Annotated in this window: 20 protein-coding genes; 13 read left to right on the top strand and 7 right to left on the bottom strand. The window is 62.1% G+C overall.

Annotated features, from left to right (window positions below; all coding sequences use genetic code 11):
• Nucleotides 1-12: 12 nt before the first annotated feature.
• From puuE to BLR63_RS01600, 6 genes are all read left to right on the top strand, one after another.
• Nucleotides 13-939, top strand: coding sequence for an allantoinase PuuE (gene puuE / locus BLR63_RS01625; protein ID WP_010566407.1), 927 nt, complete (start codon nt 13-15; stop codon nt 937-939).
• Nucleotides 936-1,451 (top strand): 2-oxo-4-hydroxy-4-carboxy-5-ureidoimidazoline decarboxylase, encoded by a 516-nt coding sequence (uraD, locus tag BLR63_RS01620; protein WP_010566406.1) that lies wholly within the window; start codon nt 936-938, stop codon nt 1,449-1,451. Before puuE ends, uraD begins: the two co-directional genes overlap by 4 nt.
• Nucleotides 1,452-1,492: 41 nt before the next feature.
• On the top strand, nt 1,493-2,488 hold the full coding sequence (alc, locus tag BLR63_RS01615) for an allantoicase (protein WP_010566405.1): 996 nt from the start codon (nt 1,493-1,495) through the stop codon (nt 2,486-2,488).
• A 120-nt stretch (nt 2,489-2,608) separates the two neighbouring features.
• Nucleotides 2,609-3,112 carry an ureidoglycolate lyase gene (locus tag BLR63_RS01610; RefSeq protein WP_010566404.1) on the top strand — a complete coding sequence of 168 codons (504 nt, stop codon included), beginning with the start codon at nt 2,609-2,611 and terminating at the stop codon, nt 3,110-3,112.
• A gap of 51 nt (nt 3,113-3,163) precedes the next feature.
• Nucleotides 3,164-4,444 (top strand): urate hydroxylase PuuD, encoded by a 1,281-nt coding sequence (locus BLR63_RS01605; protein ID WP_010566403.1) that lies wholly within the window; start codon nt 3,164-3,166, stop codon nt 4,442-4,444.
• A 380-nt stretch (nt 4,445-4,824) separates the two neighbouring features.
• A complete protein-coding gene (locus BLR63_RS01600) occupies nt 4,825-5,610 on the top strand; it encodes an outer membrane protein OmpK (RefSeq protein ID WP_010566402.1) in 786 nt (261 codons plus the stop codon).
• A 42-nt stretch (nt 5,611-5,652) separates the two neighbouring features.
• On the opposite strand, the gene BLR63_RS01595 is transcribed toward BLR63_RS01600, so the two are convergent.
• Together BLR63_RS01595 and BLR63_RS01590 are read right to left on the bottom strand one after the other, a co-directional pair.
• Entirely contained in the window at nt 5,653-6,795 is a 1,143-nt protein-coding gene (locus BLR63_RS01595; protein WP_010566401.1) for a patatin-like phospholipase family protein, read from the bottom strand.
• 30 nt (nt 6,796-6,825) lie between these two features.
• Nucleotides 6,826-7,761 carry a lipid A biosynthesis lauroyl acyltransferase gene (locus BLR63_RS01590; protein ID WP_010566400.1) on the bottom strand — a complete coding sequence of 312 codons (936 nt, stop codon included), beginning with the start codon at nt 7,759-7,761 and terminating at the stop codon, nt 6,826-6,828.
• Nucleotides 7,762-7,880: 119 nt separating this feature from the next.
• Here BLR63_RS01590 and minC point away from each other — a divergent pair, with 119 nt between their 5' ends.
• The 7 genes from minC to BLR63_RS01560 all read left to right on the top strand — a co-directional run bounded on the left by minC (nt 7,881) and on the right by BLR63_RS01560 (nt 14,536).
• Nucleotides 7,881-8,618 carry a septum site-determining protein MinC gene (gene minC, locus BLR63_RS01585; protein WP_010566399.1) on the top strand — a complete coding sequence of 246 codons (738 nt, stop codon included), beginning with the start codon at nt 7,881-7,883 and terminating at the stop codon, nt 8,616-8,618.
• A 200-nt stretch (nt 8,619-8,818) separates the two neighbouring features.
• Entirely contained in the window at nt 8,819-9,631 is an 813-nt protein-coding gene (gene minD / locus BLR63_RS01580) for a septum site-determining protein MinD (RefSeq protein ID WP_010566398.1), read from the top strand.
• A gap of 3 nt (nt 9,632-9,634) precedes the next feature.
• The gene (minE, locus tag BLR63_RS01575) at nt 9,635-9,889 is read left to right on the top strand and encodes a cell division topological specificity factor MinE (RefSeq protein ID WP_003175252.1); all 255 of its coding nucleotides are present in this window, start codon (nt 9,635-9,637) and stop codon (nt 9,887-9,889) included.
• A gap of 96 nt (nt 9,890-9,985) precedes the next feature.
• On the top strand, nt 9,986-10,621 hold the full coding sequence (locus tag BLR63_RS01570; RefSeq protein ID WP_010566397.1) for an RluA family pseudouridine synthase: 636 nt from the start codon (nt 9,986-9,988) through the stop codon (nt 10,619-10,621).
• Nucleotides 10,622-10,728: 107 nt separating this feature from the next.
• Nucleotides 10,729-12,018, top strand: a complete 1,290-nt coding sequence (locus BLR63_RS01565) for a M18 family aminopeptidase (RefSeq protein ID WP_010566396.1) — start codon at nt 10,729-10,731, stop codon at nt 12,016-12,018.
• A 109-nt stretch (nt 12,019-12,127) separates the two neighbouring features.
• Nucleotides 12,128-12,295: a hypothetical protein gene (locus BLR63_RS31430; protein WP_162097538.1), complete on the top strand. Its 168-nt coding sequence runs from the start codon at nt 12,128-12,130 to the stop codon at nt 12,293-12,295.
• A 72-nt stretch (nt 12,296-12,367) separates the two neighbouring features.
• Nucleotides 12,368-14,536: a mechanosensitive ion channel family protein gene (locus BLR63_RS01560; RefSeq protein WP_010566394.1), complete on the top strand. Its 2,169-nt coding sequence runs from the start codon at nt 12,368-12,370 to the stop codon at nt 14,534-14,536.
• 69 nt (nt 14,537-14,605) lie between these two features.
• Here BLR63_RS01560 and BLR63_RS01555 read toward each other — a convergent pair whose 3' ends face one another.
• The 5 genes from BLR63_RS01555 to BLR63_RS01535 all read right to left on the bottom strand — a co-directional run bounded on the left by BLR63_RS01555 (nt 14,606) and on the right by BLR63_RS01535 (nt 19,503).
• Complete coding sequence (locus tag BLR63_RS01555; protein ID WP_010566393.1) at nt 14,606-14,827, bottom strand: MbtH family protein; 222 nt, start codon at nt 14,825-14,827, stop codon at nt 14,606-14,608.
• 81 nt (nt 14,828-14,908) lie between these two features.
• Nucleotides 14,909-16,324, bottom strand: a complete 1,416-nt coding sequence (locus tag BLR63_RS01550) for an aspartate aminotransferase family protein (protein WP_010566392.1) — start codon at nt 16,322-16,324, stop codon at nt 14,909-14,911.
• Between the two features lie 290 nt (nt 16,325-16,614).
• Nucleotides 16,615-17,382: an N-acetylmuramoyl-L-alanine amidase gene (locus BLR63_RS01545; RefSeq protein WP_010566391.1), complete on the bottom strand. Its 768-nt coding sequence runs from the start codon at nt 17,380-17,382 to the stop codon at nt 16,615-16,617.
• Between the two features lie 121 nt (nt 17,383-17,503).
• Nucleotides 17,504-18,826: an ATP-binding protein gene (locus BLR63_RS01540; protein ID WP_010566390.1), complete on the bottom strand. Its 1,323-nt coding sequence runs from the start codon at nt 18,824-18,826 to the stop codon at nt 17,504-17,506.
• The gene (locus BLR63_RS01535) at nt 18,823-19,503 is read right to left on the bottom strand and encodes a response regulator (protein ID WP_010566389.1); all 681 of its coding nucleotides are present in this window, start codon (nt 19,501-19,503) and stop codon (nt 18,823-18,825) included. The genes BLR63_RS01540 and BLR63_RS01535 overlap by 4 nt, the downstream gene beginning before the upstream one ends.
• Nucleotides 19,504-19,529: the final 26 nt, after the last annotated feature.

The following is a 19,529-nucleotide window of genomic DNA, read 5'->3' as shown; positions in this document are numbered from 1 at the left end:
AGGAAGACTGCAGTGAGCGCTGACTACCCACGCGACCTGATCGGTTACGGCAGTAACCCTCCTCACCCCCATTGGCCGGGCAATGCGCGTATCGCCTTGTCGTTCGTACTCAACTATGAAGAAGGCGGCGAACGCAACATTTTGCACGGTGACAAAGAGTCCGAAGCCTTTCTCTCGGAAATGGTCTCCGCCCAACCGTTGCAGGGCGAGCGCAACATGAGCATGGAGTCGCTGTACGAATACGGCAGCCGTGCCGGCGTATGGCGCATCCTCAAGCTGTTCAAACAATTCGATATCCCGCTGACCGTCTTCGCCGTGGCCATGGCCGCCCAGCGCCACCCCGATGTGATCCGCGCCATGGTTGCCGCCGGCCACGAGATCTGCAGCCACGGCTACCGCTGGATCGACTACCAATACATGGATGAGGCCCAGGAGCGCGAGCACATGCTCGAAGCCATCCGCATCCTCACCGAACTCACCGGCGAACGCCCGCTGGGCTGGTACACCGGGCGCACCGGCCCCAACACCCGGCGGCTGGTGATGGAGGAAGGCGGTTTCCTGTATGACTGCGACACCTACGACGACGACCTGCCCTACTGGGAACCCAACAACCCCACCGGCAAGCCGCACCTGGTGATCCCCTACACCCTGGACACCAACGACATGCGCTTCACGCAGGTGCAGGGTTTCAACAAGGGCGACGACTTTTTCGAGTACCTCAAGGACGCCTTCGACGTGCTGTACGCCGAAGGTGCCGACGCGCCGAAGATGCTGTCCATCGGCCTGCATTGCCGCCTGATCGGCCGCCCGGCGCGCCTGGCCGCACTGAAGCGTTTTCTCGAATACGCCAAGGGCCATGAACACGTGTGGTTCACCCGTCGCGTCGACATTGCCCGCCACTGGCAAGCCACCCATCCGTACCCGGAGGCCGCCAAGTGACCGCGTTCCAGAGCTTGAAACCGTCGAGCATGAGCCGCGATGAGTTCGTCGACGCCTTCGCCGACATCTACGAACATTCGCCATGGGTGGCCGAAAAGGCCTATGACCTGGGCCAGGACGCATCGCTCGACCAGATCGAAACCCTGCACCAGCGCATGAGCGATATCCTGTTGAACGCCGATCACGCCCGGCAACTGGCGCTGATCAACGCTCACCCGGACCTGGCCGGCAAAGCCGCCGTCCAGGGCCAACTCACCCAAGCCAGCACCGATGAGCAAGCTGGCGCGGGGATTCACCAATGCACGGCCGAAGAGTTCTCACGCTTCACCGAGCTGAACGAAGCCTACAAGGCCAAGTTCACGTTTCCCTTCATCATGGCGGTAAAAGGCAGCAACCGGCATCAGATCCTCGCAGCATTCGAAACACGCATCCATAACACGGTGGACACCGAGTTCCGATGCGCGCTGGCCGAGATCAACAAGATCGCGTTGTTCCGTTTACTGACCCTCTAAACGACCATCCCCAGCCACTTCATCCAAGGCAGACAAGAAGAATGAAAGCTCACGCCGTACCTTTCGAGAAGTTCGTCAACCTGGCCGACGCCCGCCTCGGCACCAAAATCATCTCGGTGACCGATGACTGGTTCGCCGACGCCAACCGCCTGTTCCAGCCGACCCCCGCCGTGTGGAAGGAGGGCGTTTTCGATGACAACGGCAAGTGGATGGACGGCTGGGAGTCGCGCCGCAAGCGCTTCGAAGGCTACGACAGCGCGGTGATCCGCCTGGGCGTGCCGGGCTCGATCAAGGGCGTGGACATCGACACTTCATTCTTCACCGGTAACTACCCACCATCGGCGTCCCTGGAAGCCTGCTTCCTGACCTCGGGCGAGCCGGATGACACCACCCAGTGGGTGGAAGTGCTGTCGGCCGTCGAGTTGCAGGGCAACAGCCACCACTACCACGAGATCAACAACGACCAGGCATTCAGCCACCTGCGCTTCAACATCTACCCGGATGGTGGCGTGGCCCGCCTGCGGGTGTATGGCGTGCCGTTCCGCGACTGGTCCGCGGTGGGCGACAACGAACAGATCGACCTGGCTGCCGCCTTGAACGGCGGCCGCGCCCTGGCCTGCTCCGACGAACACTTTGGTCGCATGAGCAACATCCTCAACCCGGGCCGTGGCATCAACATGGGCGATGGCTGGGAAACTGCGCGTCGCCGTACACCGGGCAATGACTGGGTGATCGTCGCGCTGGGGCATGCAGGCGTGATCGAGAAAGTCATCGTCGACACCCTGCACTTCAAGGGCAACTACCCGGACACCTGCTCGATCCAAGGCGCCTTCGTCAAAGGCGGCACCGATAGCCAGATCGAAACCCAATCGCTGTTCTGGCGCGAACTGCTGCCAGCGCAGAAGCTGGAAATGCACGCCGAGCACACCTTCGCCGAGCAGATCAAGGCGTTGGGGCCGATCACCCACATCCGCCTGAACGTATTCCCGGACGGCGGTGTGAGCCGCCTGCGGGTCCTGGGCAAGGTCGCCAAGTAAGCGGTGAACCCAATCGCGGGCAAGCCCGCTCCCACATTTGGAATGCATTCCCCTGTGGGAGCGGGCTTGCCCGCGATAGCGATAGATCCAACAACACTGAATCCGGATAAGAAGCCAGCCATGCGCACACTGATGATCGAACCCCTGACCAAAGAAGCTTTCGCCCCCTTCGGTGACGTGATCGAAACCGACGGCAGCGATCACTTCATGATCAACAACGGGTCGACCATGCGCTTTCACAAACTGGCAACGATGGAAACCGCCGAGCCGGAAGACCACGCCATCATCAGCATCTTCCGCGCCGACGCGCTGGAAATGCCACTGACCGTGTGCATGCTGGAAAGACACCCGCTGGGCAGCCAGGCTTTCATTCCGCTGCTCGGCAACCCCTTTCTGATCGTGGTCGCGCCCCTTGGCGATGTACCTGTATCGGGCTTGGTCCGCGCCTTCGTCACCAACGGCAGGCAGGGCATCAATTACCATCGCGGCGTCTGGCACCACCCGGTGCTGACGATCGAAAAGCGGGATGACTTCCTGGTGGTTGATCGCAGTGGCACAGGCAATAACTGCGATGAGCATTTTTTCAAAGAGGATGAGCGGTTGATCCTTGCCCCCCACCAATAAGAGAAGGCCGGATCACCCGACAACAAGGGTGACAGGCGAGAGGTAAAGACTGTGGAAGCACATCTGTTGGAATGGCTGAACCTCAGCGTGCGCTGGGTTCACATGATCACTGGCGTGGCCTGGATCGGCGCGTCGTTCTACTTCGTCTGGCTGGAAAACAACCTCAATCGCGTCAACCCCAAGAACGGCCTGGCCGGTGACTTGTGGGCGATCCACGGTGGCGGCATCTACCACCTGGAAAAATACAAGCTGGCCCCGCCGACCATGCCGGACAACCTGCACTGGTTCAAATGGGAAGCCTATTTCACCTGGATGTCGGGCGTCGCGCTGCTGTGCGTGGTGTTCTACCTCAACCCGACGCTGTACCTGCTCGCCCCCGGCAGCAGCCTGAGCGGCACCGAAGGCGTATTGCTCGGCATCGGCTCGCTGTTCGCTGGCTGGTTCATCTACTCCTTCCTGTGCGACTCGGCCCTGGGCAAGCGCCCGGCCCTGCTCGGCCTGATCCTGTTCGTGCTGCTGATCGCCGCCGCATACGGATTCAGCAAAGTGTTCAGCGGACGCGGCGCTTACCTGCATGTGGGGGCGATAATCGGCACCATCATGGTGGGCAACGTGTTCCGCATCATCATGCCGGCGCAACGCGCGCTGGTGGCGGCCATCGTCGAGAACCGCACGCCCGATCCGGCATTGCCGGCCAAGGGCCTGCTGCGTTCGCGGCACAACAACTACTTCACCTTGCCGGTGCTGTTCATCATGATCAGTAACCACTTCCCGAGCACCTACGGCAGCCAATACAACTGGCTGATCCTTGCTGGGATCGCGGTGGCGGCAGTGCTGGTGCGGCATTACTTCAACACCCGGCATAACAGCCAGAAGTATGCGTGGACCTTGCCGGTGGGCGCCTTGGCCATGATTTCCCTAGCGTACGTGACCGGGCCCAAACCGGTGGAGCCCGTTGCCAAGGCACCGGCGGCCATCGAGTACCAGCCGTTGCCGGAAACCGCGCTGGGGGGTGGATTGAAACCCGCAGCACCCGCTGCGGAACCGGCGCCGGTGCCCGCCCAGGCAACGATCGATTTTGAAAAAGTGCACGGGGTGATCCAGGCTCGCTGCGCCGTCTGCCATTCGGCCAAGCCCACCAGCCCGCTGTTCAGCACGGCACCGGCGGGGGTGATGTTCGATACACCGGCGCAGATCCAGCAGCAGGCCGCGCGGATTCAGGCACAGGCCGTGGCCAGCCAGATCATGCCGCTGGGCAACATCACCCAAATGACCCAGCAAGAACGCGATTTGATTGGCACCTGGATCAACCAGGGCGCGCGCGCCAATTAGGTCGCCTGGGGCCGGCCACCTGCCGTGCCCCATTCTCGCCCTATGCGCTCTCTAACAGCGCACTTGAGCCAAGGCGTTGGAGCCAGTATTCTCCGCGCCCGCTCGAATCGACTCAAAAAAAACAGCCCAAGTAAAAACTGACCGCAAGGCCAACTTATCCAGGCCTACAGTGGCCGCCGACGTGCGCAAAAGCCCTCCGAATTCGCCTGCATTCCCGGCAGCCGACGGGATTTTTTTGGCTTTTTAAACACCTTGGCGCAGCTCTTGCTAAAAGCACTAAAGCTGACCGAACAGACGATTTTTACAGCAAACCAAAAGGCGCCACACCAGAGCGCCGGCGTAGAAGAAAAACCATAAAACTTTAACTCGGGAGCAACCGAATGAAACCTATGTTCAAAGGCCTGATGCTGGCAGGGTCCCTGCTGGCCGGTGGGCAGGCCGTGGCTGGTGACTTGCTGCAATGGCAGAACAACAGCCTGACGTACTTGTGGGGCAAGAACTTCACCGTCAACCCGCAGATCCAGCAAACCGTCACGTTCGAACATGCCGACGCATGGAAGTATGGCGACAACTTCTTCTTCCTCGACCGCATCTTTTATAACGGCAAGGAAGACGGCAACGTCGGCCCGGACACCTATTACGGCGAGTTCAGCCCACGGTTATCGTTCGGCAAGATTCTGGACAAGGACCTGTCCTTCGGCCCGATCAAGGACGTGTTGCTGGCCTTCACTTACGAGTTCGGCGAAGGCGATAACGAGTCCTACCTGCTGGGCCCGGGTTTTGATTTGAACATCCCCGGTTTCGATTACTTCCAGTTGAACTTCTACCAGCGCCAGACCGAAGGCAATCGCCCGGGCGACGGCGTATGGCAGATCACTCCGGTGTGGTCGTACACCCTGCCGCTGGGCAACTCCAACATCCTGATCGACGGTTACATGGACTGGGTGGTGGACAACGACAAGAACGCCCGTGGCGTTTACCACGCCAACTTGCACTTCAATCCGCAAGTCAAATACGACTTGGGCAAGGCGCTGAACTGGGGCGAGAAACAACTGTATGTCGGTTTCGAATACGACTACTGGAAGAACAAGTACGGGATCGAGGATTCCGGCGCGTTCAAGACCAACCAGGATACGGCGAGCTTCCTGGTCAAGTACCACTTCTGACGCGTCACCTGTAGGAGCGAGCTTGCTCGCCCCTACAGGCGATCACGCCAGGCCGAGGAAGCGGGTTATTTCCTCGCGCTTGGCCAATGCATCGCGCCGTCCCAATTCAATCAACTCGCTGCAATACCCCGCCTCGAACAACAAGTAACTCAACACCCCCGCCCCGCTCGTCTTGGTCGCGCCCGGCCCACGTAAAAACAAGCGCAACGCCGCCGGCAATTCCTGCCGATGGCGTGCGGCGATTTCGTCGATCGGTTGGCTGGGCGCAATCACCAGCACATCCACCGGTGCCAGGCCGCGAGCCGCGCTGTCGGCGGGTTGGAGATGGCTGAACTGGTTCAAGCGCTCCAGCAGTTCGATATCACTTTCCAAGCTGTCGATGAACGTGCTGTTGAGCATATGCCCGCCGATCTGCGCCAGTGTCGGCTGCTGGCCGGTGTAGCTGCGTTGCGCCGTCGGCTCGTTACCGCGCGGGTTGCCGCTGACACCGACCACCAGCACGCGGCTGGCCCCCAGGTGCAACGCCGGGCTGATGGGCGCCGATTGCCGCACGGCACCGTCACCGAAATACTCCAGGTCGAGTTTCACCGGGGCAAACAGCAAGGGGATCGCCGAACTGGCCAACAGGTGCTCAACCGTCAGTTCGGTAGGCACCCCGATGCGACGATGACGCAACCAAGGGACGATGGCGCCGCCGCCTTGATAGAACGTCACCGCCTGCCCGGATTCGTAACCGAAGGCGGTCACCGCCACGGCATGCAAATGCTGACGGCGGATCGCGTCGTCGATACCGTCCAGGTTCAAGCGTTCCTGCAACAGCTCGCGCAAGGGCGAGCTGTCGAGCAAGGCCACCGGGACGCGTGCGCCCAGGCCCAACAGGCTGTGGAGACAGAAACGGCTCGCCTGGTGAATCACCCCCGGCCAGTCGCTGCGCAGCACCAGATGACTGCGAAAGCCCTGCCAGAAGGCGGTAAGACGTTTGATGGCAGCGGTGAAGTCCATGGCGCCACTGGCCAGGGTCACCGCATTGATCGCGCCGGCCGAGGTGCCGACGATCACCGGGAAAGGATTGGGCGCCCCCGGCGGCAACAGTTCGGCAATCGCCGCCAACACCCCCACCTGATACGCCGCCCGCGCCCCGCCACCGGAAAGAATCAAACCTGTCACCGGTTCAGTTGGGCGCATCGCATCACTCCATGTTGGGAAAGGTCAGTCTTATCGACGGCGTTTTTCGTACAGCTTGGGTTCACCCGGCGGCCGGCTCTTGAAGCGGCGGTGGGTCCACAAATATTGCTCGGGGCATTCGCGCACCGAGGCTTCGACCCACCTGTTGATGCGCAGGCAATCGACTTCATCGCTCTCGCCGGGGAAATCGGTCAACGGCGGATGGATCACCAGGCGGTAACCACTGCCATCGGCCAGGCGCTGCTGGGTGAACGGCACCACCAACGCCTTGCCCAACCGCGCAAACTTGCTGGTGGCGGTCACGGTGGCGGCCTGGATGCCGAACAGCGGCACGAAGAGACTTTGCTTGGCGCCGTAATCCTGATCGGGTGCGTACCAGATGGCACGGCCGGCACGCAGCAGCTTGAGCATGCCGCGCACGTCTTCGCGCTCGACCGCCAGGGAATCGAGGTTGTGGCGCTCGCGGCCACGGCGCTGGATGTAGTCGAACAACGGGTTGCCGTGCTCACGGTACATGCCATCGATGGTGTGCTTCTGCCCCAGCAGGGCAGCGCCGATTTCCAGGGTGGTGAAGTGCAGGGCCATGAGGATCACGCCCTTGCCATCCGACTCGGCCTGCTTGAGGTGTTCGAGGCCTTCGACATGGGCCAGGCGCGCCAGGCGCGGCTTGGGCCACCACCAGCTCATGGCCATTTCAAAGAAGGCGATACCGGTCGAGGCGAAGTTTTCCTTGAGCAAGCGCTGACGTTCCTGGGCGGATTTTTCCGGGAAGCACAATTCCAGGTTTCGCGCGGCAATGCGGCGGCGGTCACCGGCCACACGGTACATGCCGGCACCGAGCAGGCGACCAATGGTCAGCAGCGCCGGGTACGGCAGTTGGGTCACCAGCCACAAGAGGCCGAGTCCCAGCCATAACAGCCAAAAACGCGGATGAAGAAATACAGCTCGAAAACGCGGGCGATCCATTACAGATTCCGGTAAAGACAAGGGCCGCGCATTCTACAACGGTTCGACTCGGCTTGCGGCCAGTGGATGTTCTCGTTATAAGTCTCGACACTTTTCGTGACAAGCCGCTTTTGCCGACCATGAGCCAAACCGAACCGCTAGACCAAGATCCCGTGTTCCAGCTGAAAGGCAGCATGCTCGCCATCACCGTGCTGGAACTGGCCCGCAACGACCTCGACGCCCTGGACCGCCAGCTCGCCGCCAAGGTCGCCCTCGCGCCGAACTTTTTCAATAATGCCCCGCTGGTGCTGGCCCTGGACAAACTGCCAGCCGGCCAAGGCGCCGTCGACCTGCCCGCGCTGATGCGCGTGTGTCGCTCCCATGGCCTGCGCACCCTGGCGATTCGCGCCAGCCGTATCGAAGACATTGCCGCCGCCATTGCAATTGAACTGCCAGTACTGCCGCCGTCCGGCGCACGCGAGCGTCCCCTCGATCCTTTGGTCGGAGAAGTGAAGAAAAAACCGGAAAAACCGCCGGAGCCGACGATCAAGCCTACAAAGATAATCACCACGCCCGTACGCGGCGGACAGCAGATTTACGCCCAGGGCGGCGACCTGGTTGTAGTCTCCTCGGTCAGTCCCGGCGCGGAACTTCTCGCCGATGGCAACATCCATGTATACGGCCCGATGCGCGGACGTGCCCTCGCCGGCATCAAGGGTGATACCAAGGCCCGCATTTTTTGCCAGCACTTGACCGCTGAACTCGTGTCCATCGCAGGCCAGTACAAGGTTTCCGAAGATTTGCGTCGCGATCCGCTATGGGGAGCCGGGGTGCAGGTCAGCCTGTCGGGCGACGTGTTGAACATCATCCGTCTTTAACGGATACTGCCGCGTTTTCCAAGCATCTCTAGACTCTGATAGCACAGCGAAACCGGCAAGACTTGCGTAGGAATAACTGGAAGTTGGCGTTTCCCCCGCGGAAACCACATCTTTTTCCTACGATGGCTGTCCGCCTGCGGCGAGTTCCAAGAGATGTTTTTCAGGGACTGAAAGTCCTTTTTCCTTAGGGGTGAAACACCTTGGCCAAGATTCTCGTGGTTACATCCGGCAAGGGTGGTGTGGGTAAGACCACCACCAGCGCCGCTATCGGTACCGGCCTCGCTTTGCGCGGCCACAAAACAGTCATCGTCGACTTCGACGTCGGTTTGCGTAACCTCGACCTGATCATGGGCTGCGAACGCCGCGTGGTGTATGACTTCGTCAACGTGGTCAACGGCGAAGCCAACCTGCAACAGGCCCTGATCAAGGACAAGCGCCTTGAGAACCTGTACGTGCTGGCCGCCAGCCAGACCCGCGACAAAGACGCGCTGACCAAGGAAGGCGTAGGCAAGGTCCTCGCCGAACTGAAGGAAACCTTCGAATACGTGGTCTGCGACTCGCCGGCCGGTATCGAAACCGGTGCTCACCTGGCGATGTACTTCGCCGATGAAGCCATCGTCGTGACCAACCCGGAAGTGTCCTCCGTACGTGACTCGGACCGCATGCTCGGCCTGTTGGCCAGCAAGTCCCAGCGCGCCGAGAAAGGCGAAGAGCCGATCAAGGAACACCTGCTGCTCACCCGCTACAACCCGGAGCGCGTCAGCAACGGCGAAATGCTCGGCGTTGAAGACGTCAAGGAAATCCTTGCGGTGACCCTGCTGGGCGTGATCCCGGAATCCCAGGCCGTCCTGAAGGCATCCAACCAGGGCGTGCCGGTGATTCTCGACGACCAGAGCGACGCCGGCCAGGCGTACAGCGATGCGGTCGATCGCTTGCTGGGCAAGACCGTGGAACATCGCTTCCTCGATGTTAAGAAGAAGGGATTCTTCGAGCGTATCTTTGGAGGCAACTAAACAATGAAATTTCTCGACTTCTTTCGCGCCAACAAAAAGCCAAGTACCGCGTCGGTAGCGAAAGAGCGTCTACAGATCATCGTGGCGCACGAACGCGGCCAACGCAGTACCCCTGATTACCTGCCAGCCTTGCAGAAGGAACTGGTCGAAGTGATCCGCAAGTACGTCAATATCGGCAACGATGACGTGCATGTCGCTCTGGAAAACGACGGCAGCTGCTCGATTCTGGAACTCAATATCACCCTGCCTGATCGTTGATCGAACAGGCGGCTGCCACGGCGGCTCGTTCACCTTGATCCCTTTACGGGAGCCGGGTGGGCGAGCCGCCGTTGGCGTTTGTTACGAGGCTGTTTAATGCCGTTGTCCAACATCCATATCATTCATCAGGACGCCGCCGTTCTGGTGGTGAACAAGCCCACTTTGCTGCTTTCGGTGCCTGGCCGCGCCGACGACAACAAGGACTGCCTGATCACACGCCTGCAGGAAAACGGCTACCCCGAAGCCCGCATCGTCCATCGCCTGGACTGGGAAACCTCGGGGATCATCCTGCTGGCCCGGGACGCCGATACCCATCGCGAACTGTCCCGCCAGTTTCATGACCGCGAAACCGAAAAGGCCTACACCGCCCTGGCCTGGGGTCAACCAGACCTGGACAGCGGCAGCATCGACCTGCCCCTGCGCTACGACCCGCCGACCAAGCCGCGCCACGTGGTGGACCATGAATTCGGCAAGCATGCGCTGACCTTCTGGAAGGTGCAGGAACGTTGCGGCGACTGGTGCCGTGTCGAGCTGACGCCGATCACCGGGCGCTCGCACCAGTTGCGTGTCCACATGCTTTCCATCGGCCATCCGCTGTTGGGCGACGGCCTGTACGCCCATGAACAAGCCCTGGCCGCCTGGCCGCGCCTGTGCCTGCACGCGAGCATGCTGAGTTTCACCCACCCGCAAAGCGGCGAACGGCTGCGCTTCGAGTGCCCGGCGCCCTTCTAAAGCTGGCAATACCGTCAACATGTGGGAGCAAGCCACCTCCCACATTTGTTCTGTGCACTTCTTGCCGTCGAACGGTAAACTCCGCGCACTGCTGTCTGGAGCTATTTATGCGCGAAGCGTTGAATCAAGGCCTGATCGACTTCCTCAAGGCCTCCCCTACTCCTTTCCATGCCACTGCCGCGCTGGCCCAGCGCCTCGAAGCGGCCGGCTTCCAGCGTCTCGACGAGCGCGAAACCTGGACCACCGAAGCCAATGGTCGCTACTACGTGACCCGCAACGACTCCTCGATCATTGCCTTCAAGCTTGGCCGCCACTCGCCGCTGCAAGGCGGTATTCGCCTGGTCGGCGCCCATACCGACAGCCCCTGCCTGCGGGTCAAGCCCCAGCCGGAGTTGCAGCGCCAGGGCTTCTGGCAATTGGGCGTGGAAGTCTATGGCGGTGCGCTGCTGGCGCCGTGGTTCGACCGTGACCTGTCCCTGGCCGGTCGCGTCACGTTCCGCCGCGATGGCAAGGTCGAAAGCCAACTGATCGACTTCAAGCTGCCCATCGCCACTATCCCCAACCTGGCCATCCACCTGAACCGTGAAGCCAACCAGGGCTGGGCAATCAACGCGCAGACCGAACTGCCGCCGATCCTCGCGCAATTTGCCGGTGACGAGCGCGTGGACTTCCGTGCCGTGCTCACCGAACAACTGGCACGCGAGCACGGGCTGAATGCCGACGTGGTGCTCGACTATGAGCTGAGCTTCTACGACACCCAGGCCGCCGCCGTGATTGGCCTCAACGGCGACTTCATCGCCGGCGCGCGCCTGGACAACCTGTTGTCGTGCTATGCCGGCCTGCAAGCGCTGCTCACCAGCGAAAGCGATGAAACCTGCGTGCTGGTGTGCAACGACCACGAAGAAGTGGGTTCCTGCTCCGCCTGCGGTGCCGATGGCCCGATGCTCGAACAGACCCTGCGGCGCCTGTTGCCCGAAGGTGATGAATTCGTACGCACCATTCAGAAATCCCTGTTGGTATCGGCCGACAACGCCCACGGCGTGCATCCGAACTACGCCGAGAAGCACGACGCCAACCACGGCCCCAAGCTCAATGCGGGCCCGGTGATCAAGGTCAACAGCAACCAGCGCTACGCCACCAACAGCGAAACCGCCGGCTTCTTCCGCCACCTGTGCATGGCCCAGGAAGTACCGGTGCAAAGCTTTGTGGTGCGCAGCGACATGGGCTGCGGCTCGACCATCGGCCCGATCACCGCCAGCCACCTGGGTGTGCGCACCGTGGACATCGGCCTGCCGACGTTCGCCATGCATTCCATTCGTGAACTGTGCGGCAGCCATGACCTCGCCCATCTGGTGAAGGTCCTGGGTGCGTTCTACGCGAGCCACGACCTGCCCTGATGCGGCATGGGGTTGATATGTTTGTGATGCATATCAACCCCATTTCCCAACTTCCGACCTAGACTTGCCCCTATTCACCACCTGACAAGGCTGTCTCCCCATGATCTCCATGTCCTCTTTCCACGCCATGCTCATCCCCATTCTGATCGGCATGATCATGCTCGCTGTCGGCTTCAATTTCCGCGACAAACCCCTCGGTGTATTCGGCATGTGGGTCGGCATGCTGCTGATCCTGGGCACTGTGGTGTTCAAGATCCTCGCCAAACTGGCCGAATGACAAATGCACTCGCATCTGGCATAGCAGCCTCGTACACTCGGTCGATCTGTCGTTTTCAAGGTTGACCGCCTAGTGCTTTCCCGTCTTTTCGCCCTGCCCTGTTGCTTGCTGATCGCTCTGCTCACGCTGCTGCCGTTCACCTCTGCCCAGGCGGTGGGCCTGACAGGCCTGTTGGGCACCGCCCACCAAACCCAACCCCAGGCAGACGTCCCCCTCGGCCAGTCGTTGGACGAGGTGATCAAGACCCTGGAAAACGACCAGCAACGCACCCAACTGCTGAGCGACCTGAAAAAACTGCGCGCTGCCACACAAAAGGCTCAACCGGTAACCGAACAAGGTGTGCTCGGCCTGATCGGCAGTACGCTGTCGGACTTGGAGCAGCAGTTCTCCGGCGCCAACAGCCCGCTGGAACGCTGGTCCGATGAAGTCGATATGGCCAAGGATGAGCTCAGTGCGCTGATGCTACCGGCCAGTGAATGGCTGCCGATCATCTTCGGCTTTGCCTTGATCCTGGCGGTGTGGAGCCTGCTGGCCGCCGCGCTGATCTGGCTCAGCCACCGGCTGCGCGAGCGCTTCGGTCTGCCCGATGAGCTGCCGCAACACCCACGCACCTGGGACATGCTGCGCTTCGCCCTGCGCAAACTGGGGCCGTGGCTGATCGCGCTGGTGATCACGGTGTACCTGAGCTACGTACTGCCCTCGTCCCTGGGCAAGTCTCTGGCGATGGTGCTGGCGTATGCGCTGGTGGTCGGTACCTGTTTCTCGGCAATCTGCGTGATCGCATTCTCCGTGCTGGACGGGCCTCATCGCCGCCACGCCTTGTATATCCTGCGGCGCCAGGCCTTTCGGCCCTTGTGGTGGATCGGCAGTTTCGCCGCCTTTGGCGAAGCCTTGGGCGATCCCCGGCTGGTTGCTGCGCTTGGTCAGCACCTGTCTCACACGGCGGCAACCGTGGCCAATGTCATGGCCGCGCTGTCTACCGGCGTGTTTATCCTGCGTTTCCGCCGCCCGATCGCGCACCTGATCCGTAACCAACCACTGTCCCGCCGCCTGACCCGTCGCGCCCTCAGCGATACGATCGAAATCATCGGCACCTTCTGGTACATCCCGGCCCTGCTGCTGGTGGGCATCTCGCTGTTCGCCACCTTCGTTTCCGCCGGCGACACCAGCACCGCCCTGCGCCAGTCACTGTTGTGCACGGTGTTGCTGGTGTTGTGCATGGTGATCAACGGCCTGGTGCGCCGCCATGCCCTCAAGCCGCAACGCGGGCACAAACGCCATGCGCTGTACTCCGAACGCTTGAAGAGTTTCGTCTACACCCTCGCCCATCTGGTGGTGTGGCTGACGTTCATCGAGCTGGGGCTGCGGGTCTGGGGGTTGTCGTTGGTTCGCTTCACCGAAGGCGACGGCCATGAAATCAGCGTCAAGCTGTTCGGCCTCGGCGGCACGTTGCTGTTTGCCTGGCTGATCTGGATTCTCAGCGACACCGCGATCCACCACGCCCTCACCCGCTCGCGCAAAGGCTTGGCCAACGCGCGGGCGCAGACCATGATGCCGCTGATTCGCAACGTGCTGTTCGTGACCATCTTCATCATCGCGGCCATCGTCGCCCTGGCCAACATGGGCATGAACGTCACGCCGCTGCTGGCCGGTGCCGGTGTGATCGGCCTGGCCATCGGTTTTGGCGCGCAGTCGCTGGTGGCGGACTTGATCACCGGCCTGTTCATCATCATCGAAGACTCCCTGGCCATCGATGACTACGTCGATGTCGGTGGCCACCTTGGTACCGTCGAAGGCCTGACCATCCGCACCGTGCGCCTGCGCGATATCGACGGCATCGTGCACACCATTCCGTTCAGCGAAATCAAGAGCATCAAGAACTACTCCCGGGAGTTCGGCTACGCGATCTTCCGGGTAGCGATCCCTTACAACATGGACATCGACGAGGCGATCAAACTGATCCGCGACGTCGGCCAGAAAATGCGCCACGACCCGCTGCAGCGTCGCAATATCTGGTCGCCGCTGGAGATCCAGGGCGTGGAAAGCTTCGAGTCCGGCAGCGCCATCCTGCGGGCACGGTTCAAGACGGCGCCGATCAAACAATGGGAAGTGTCGCGGGCGTTCAACCTGTCGCTCAAACGGCATCTGGATGAGGCCGGGCTGGACCTGGCGACGCCGCGCTTGAGTGTGCAGGTAGTGACGGGGGCTTCGGGCGGGTTGGAGAAGGAGAAGAACGGTTGAGGGGCGGTGGCCTGTGTCTGTGGCGAGCTGGCTTGCCACAGACACAGCCACAACCTGTGAACAAAAGTGTCAGACGAGCGCGACACCGTCCATCTTCTGCCGCAGGCTCAGCGGGCGCATGTCGGTCCAGACTTCTTCGATGTAGGCCAGGCATTCTTTCTTCACACCGCTCTTGCCCACGGTGCGCCAACCGTCCGGCACGGCCTTGTAGTCGGGCCAGATGGAATACTGTTCTTCATGGTTGACCACTACCTGAAACAGGATGTCTTCACGGTCAAATACTGAGGTCATTGCTGTTCTCCGTCGTTCAAGGGCGGGCTGCGCACCACGCGCAGCGCTGATTCTGTAGAAACGTAGCGGGACGCGAAAAAATTAGAGGCTGGCGACTGCGCCAGCGAGGGCCCGGCCGAAGATCTCGGCCACCCGGTCCAGTTCGACGGCAGTGATCACCAGCGGTGGCAGGAAGCGCACCACGCTGCCATGCCGACCGCCCAGCTCCAGGATCAGGCCGCGCTTGAGGCATTCACGCTGCACCAGCGGCGCCAACTGGCGGTGGACCGGGGGGTGACCCTGGGTGTCGGGTGTGCCGGCCGGGTCCACCAGTTCCACCCCGAGCATCAGCCCGCGACCACGAATATCGCCCAGGTGCGGGAAGTCGCGCTGCAGCCGGCGCAGGTGTTCGCCCAGGCGTTCGCCCATGGCCGCCGCGTGGCCGGGCAGGTCGTGTTGCTTGAGGTAGCGCATCACCGCCGACCCCGCCGCCATGGCCATCTGATTGCCACGGAACGTCCCGGCATGGGCGCCCGGCAACCAAGTGTCGAGCCAGTCGCGGTACACCACCACCGCCAACGGCAGGCTGCCACCGATGGCCTTGGACATTACCACCACGTCCGGGATGATCCCCGCGTGTTCGAAGGCGAACATCTTGCCGGTGCGACCGAAGCCGCTCTGGATTTCATCGACGATCAACGCCACACCGGCCTGCTCGGTGATCCGCCGCAGGCCGCGCAGCCAGTCGAGGTCCGCAGGAATCACGCCGCCTTCACCCTGTACCACTTCGACAATCACGGCGGCCGGCGGCAATACCCCGGCTTCCGGGTCGTTGAGCAGGTTTTCCAGGTAATGCAGATTGACCCGCACGCCGTCCGCACCGCCCAGGCCGAACGGGCAACGATAGTCATAAGGGAACGGCAGGAATTGCACGCCATTGCCGAGTAACGCACCCAAGGGCTTTTTCGGCCCCAGACTGCCCATCAGGCTCAGTGCGCCCTGGCTCATGCCGTGATAACCGCCCTGGAACGACAGCACTGTGCTGCGGCCGGTGGCGGTGCGCACCAGTTTCAGCGCCGCTTCCACCGCATCGGTGCCGGTGGGGCCGCAAAACTGGATCTTGGCCTCCCGCGCCAGCTCCACCGGCAACAGGCCGAACAAGTCCTGCACGAACTGGTCCTTGACCGGCGTGGTCAGGTCCAGGGTGTGCAGCGGCAGCTCGTCGCTGAGCACTTGCCGGATGGCCTCGATCACCACCGGGTGGTTATGCCCCAGCGCCAGGGTGCCGGCGCCGGCCAGGCAGTCGATGAAACGGCGGCCTTCCACATCCTCCACATAAATTCCCTTGGCCCGCTTGAGCGCCAGGGGAATGCGCCGGGGGTAGCTGCGGGCGTTGGACTCCTGCTGGCGCTGACGGGCCAGCAGCGGGGTTTCGTCGAACTGGTAGAGCGTTTCCGCGAGCGCCGGACTGGCATGATGCACCTGGGCATCTTCGATACGGCTGGTAGCGACTGACATCTCTCGATCCCTCAATACGCTGATGATGGTGACCAAACTGCCGATCCGCTGGCGTCTGGCCCAAGGGCATGCGCACGGATTTGCTGTTCTGGAAACGCACCAGCGTTGGAGGGATTTAGGACTGTCATCGTTTTTGTAGGAGCGGAGCTTGCCCGCGAGGGGCGTGAACGATGACGCGGGAAACCGGGATTTATGCGGCGCACTTGCGGTTTTCGCGAGCAAGCTCGCTCCTACAGTGGGTGTCGCGTCATAGGCAGGCGGTACCGAGGCAGTGGGGAATCAAACCAACCTCAAAGCCCCCGGTACTTTTCATTCAACGCGTACAGAATCGCGCAGGTCTGCGCATCCAGTGACCCACAGTAATCCTGCGGTCGAAAGTGCATCTGAAACGCCCGGGTCCTGAGTTCAAAGCCCTGGCGATTCTTGGCCGGCGCGTATCCATAGCGCTGAAACGCGCGCTCCACTTCAACTTCCGGTGGCAATGCCACGCAGAACCGCCGCTGGTACATCGCCTGGGTCGGCTCATCGAACCAGGCGCCGATGCCGGCTTCATACAAGCGACGCCAGGGCAGCCGAGGCCCCGGATCGCTCTTGCGCCAGTACGCCACGTCGCTATGGCCAAGAATGTCGGTAGGACCGACCCGCGGATAACGCTCCAGAATGTCGCGAAGCAGTGCGATCAAGACTTCGATCTGCTCGTCAGGGTACGCCACAAAGTGCAAGACCTCGCCGTCGTCCCACGCCTGGTTGACGATTTCGATGCCGATCGATCGGCTGTTGAGGTTGTCGCGCCCGCCCCACTGGCTGACGCCGGCGTGCCAGGCGCGCTTGTCTTCGTCCACCAGGCGAAACGCACGCAGTTCCTCGTAGCCAGCGCCGCGGTAGCTGGGGTCGTGCGGGTCGGGCAGCAGATAATGTGCGCTCACCCCCTGCCGCGTCAGGCAATGCAGGGATGAGGCAAAAGGCTCGGCGGTGTAATGCAGCACCACCTGCCGCACGGGTTCGTCGTTGCGTTCATTGAAATCCCTGGCGGGAAAACTGGTATCGATCACCAACATAAGAGCTGTCCTTTTCAAGCCAGGCCGAGTCATTCAGCCCGTTCAAGCGCAAAAAATCATCGCCATCCTGAAGGGTTGAACCTCAAGAGGGCGGTAACTATTTGGCACGAGAAAAACTCGATCAGCGCCGCAGCGGCATACCCAGGTCAACGCGCAGGCCATCGGGCTGGCTGTCGAAGGTCAACGAGCAGGCGCAGCGCTGCACAATGGCCTGCACGATCGCCAGTCCCAGGCCACAGCCTTCGCTGCTGCCGTGGCGCCAGAAGCGTTGGGTCAGGTATTGCAGGTCTTCGGCGGCGATCTGCTTGCCGTGGTCACGCACGCGGAACACCACCTGATCGCCGGCGGTGAACACACTGAGTTCCACCCGCGTGTCTGCCGGCGTATGGCGCAAGGCGTTGTCCAGCAAGTTGCGCAAGGCCGCGACCGCCAGGCCCACGGGCATGTCCACCGGAGTGTCGGTGAGGTTGTCCGGCAGGATCAGGTCGATGCGCTGATTGTCGCCGGCACTGGCGTCCTGGATCGCCAGCCGCGCCACTTCCTCGGCGCTGGATTGCAGGCCATCGTCAAACGACAGGCTGCCCTCCACCCGCGCCAGCAACAGCAATTGCTCCAGGGTCCGGTGCAGGCGGTCGGCGCCTTCCTCGGCATGGGCCAGGGACTGGTCGCGAGCCGCGCCCTCGGTCATGCGCGCCACTTGCAGGTGGGTCTTGATCGCTGTCAGCGGGCTGCGCAGTTCATGGGCGGCGTCGCCGGTCAGGCGGCGTTCGCGCTCGATGGTCTTGGCGATGCGCTGTAGCAGTTGGTTCTGCGTGTCGAGCAGCGGCTTGAGTTCGCTGGGCAGCGGGTGAATCTGCAACGGTTCGAGGGAGTCGGCGCTGCGGCGCATCAACGCGTCACGCATGCGGTTGAGCGGCAGCAGGCTCTGGCCGATGCCCAGCCACAGCAGGCACAGGCACCCCAGCATGGCCACGCCCACCGGTACCGAGGCCGCGAGCAGGATCGACAGGTTCAACGCCTCACGCTCCACCTGGCGGTCAGCGGTAGTAATCAGCAGGTCGCCACGGGACAGGGTGAAACTGCGCCAGGCCACGCCGTCGATCACCTGGTCGCGAAAGCCGCTCTTGTGCGACTCCAGGCCTTCATCCGGCGTGGTATGGCTGCGCGCCAGGATTTCCCCGCGCAAGGAGCTGACCTGGCAGGCCATGCCGCCCGGCACATGCAACTGCTCGGTGCTCAAATGCGCCCCGCCGCTCACACTGGCCAGGCCCGGCATCTGCTCGGTCAGGCCCGCCACCATGCGTGCGGACGCCACCAGGCGCTGGTCGAGGGAAAACATCATCTGGTTACGCAGGTCGTTGAGCATCCAGGCCGCCGCCAGGGCCCAGATCAGCACGAACGCGGCGCCCAGCTTGAAGGTCAGGCGCAGGCGCAGGCTTTTCACTGGGTTGACTCTCCGCCGTCAGCCGGGCCCAGGCGGTAACCGAGGCCACGCACGGTCTCGACGATGCCATTGCCCAATTTGCGCCGCAGGTGGTGGATGTGCACGTTGAGGGCGTTGCTTTCCAGTTCGTCGCTGAAACCGTAGACGCTGTCCTTGAGTTGCTCGCTGGACAGCACCCGGCCCTTGTTGTGCAACAGCGCCTGCAACAGCGCCTGCTCACGGCGCGAAAGGTCTACCGGCTGACCGCCGAGAAAGGTCTCGCGGCTGCTCGGGTCGTAGGCCAGGCGACCGTGCTCGATCAGGTTGACGCTGCGCCCCGCCACCCGCCGCAACAGGGTTTGCAGGCGCGCGGCGAGTTCACGCAGGTCGAATGGCTTGAGCAGGTAGTCGTCGGCACCGGCTTGCAGGCCGTCGACGCGGTTGGTCACCGAGTCCCGTGCGGTGAGGATCAGCACCGGGATCTCCAGGCCCTGGCTGCGCTGTTGCTGCAACAGCTTGAGGCCGTCTTCGTCGGGCAGGCCGAGGTCGAGCACCATGATGTCGAACGTGGCCGCCTTGAGCATCGCCCGCGCGGCAGCGGCCGTGGCCACGTGTTCGACGGTAAAGCCCTGGGCGCCAAGGCCGGCGACGATGCCGCTGGCGATCAGCTTGTCGTCTTCACAGACCAGTACGTGCATGGTGAACCCTTCATGAAAGATGGGGG

The sequence above is a fragment of the Pseudomonas extremaustralis genome (assembly GCF_900102035.1).
GTDB lineage: Bacteria > Pseudomonadota > Gammaproteobacteria > Pseudomonadales > Pseudomonadaceae > Aquipseudomonas > Aquipseudomonas extremaustralis.
The sequence above is the reverse complement of the archived record's forward strand: the minus strand, read 5'-3'. Positions and strand labels throughout refer to the sequence as shown.

What these genes read in the sequence shown, in the direction of transcription:
- minC (WP_010566399.1), top strand. Translation starts at nt 7,881, where the DNA reads ATGAGCCAAACCGAACCGCTAGACCAAGATCCCGTGTTCCAGCTGAAA.
- BLR63_RS01600 (WP_010566402.1), top strand. Translation starts at nt 4,825, where the DNA reads ATGAAACCTATGTTCAAAGGCCTGATGCTGGCAGGGTCCCTGCTGGCC.
- BLR63_RS01545 (WP_010566391.1), bottom strand. Translation starts at nt 17,382, where the DNA reads ATGTTGGTGATCGATACCAGTTTTCCCGCCAGGGATTTCAATGAACGC.
- BLR63_RS01590 (WP_010566400.1), bottom strand. Translation starts at nt 7,761, where the DNA reads ATGGATCGCCCGCGTTTTCGAGCTGTATTTCTTCATCCGCGTTTTTGG.
- minE (WP_003175252.1), top strand. Translation starts at nt 9,635, where the DNA reads ATGAAATTTCTCGACTTCTTTCGCGCCAACAAAAAGCCAAGTACCGCG.
- BLR63_RS01570 (WP_010566397.1), top strand. Translation starts at nt 9,986, where the DNA reads ATGCCGTTGTCCAACATCCATATCATTCATCAGGACGCCGCCGTTCTG.
- BLR63_RS01595 (WP_010566401.1), bottom strand. Translation starts at nt 6,795, where the DNA reads ATGCGCCCAACTGAACCGGTGACAGGTTTGATTCTTTCCGGTGGCGGG.
- BLR63_RS01565 (WP_010566396.1), top strand. Translation starts at nt 10,729, where the DNA reads ATGCGCGAAGCGTTGAATCAAGGCCTGATCGACTTCCTCAAGGCCTCC.
- BLR63_RS31430 (WP_162097538.1), top strand. Translation starts at nt 12,128, where the DNA reads ATGTCCTCTTTCCACGCCATGCTCATCCCCATTCTGATCGGCATGATC.
- alc (WP_010566405.1), top strand. Translation starts at nt 1,493, where the DNA reads ATGAAAGCTCACGCCGTACCTTTCGAGAAGTTCGTCAACCTGGCCGAC.
- BLR63_RS01555 (WP_010566393.1), bottom strand. Translation starts at nt 14,827, where the DNA reads ATGACCTCAGTATTTGACCGTGAAGACATCCTGTTTCAGGTAGTGGTC.
- BLR63_RS01610 (WP_010566404.1), top strand. Translation starts at nt 2,609, where the DNA reads ATGCGCACACTGATGATCGAACCCCTGACCAAAGAAGCTTTCGCCCCC.
- BLR63_RS01535 (WP_010566389.1), bottom strand. Translation starts at nt 19,503, where the DNA reads ATGCACGTACTGGTCTGTGAAGACGACAAGCTGATCGCCAGCGGCATC.
- BLR63_RS01550 (WP_010566392.1), bottom strand. Translation starts at nt 16,324, where the DNA reads ATGTCAGTCGCTACCAGCCGTATCGAAGATGCCCAGGTGCATCATGCC.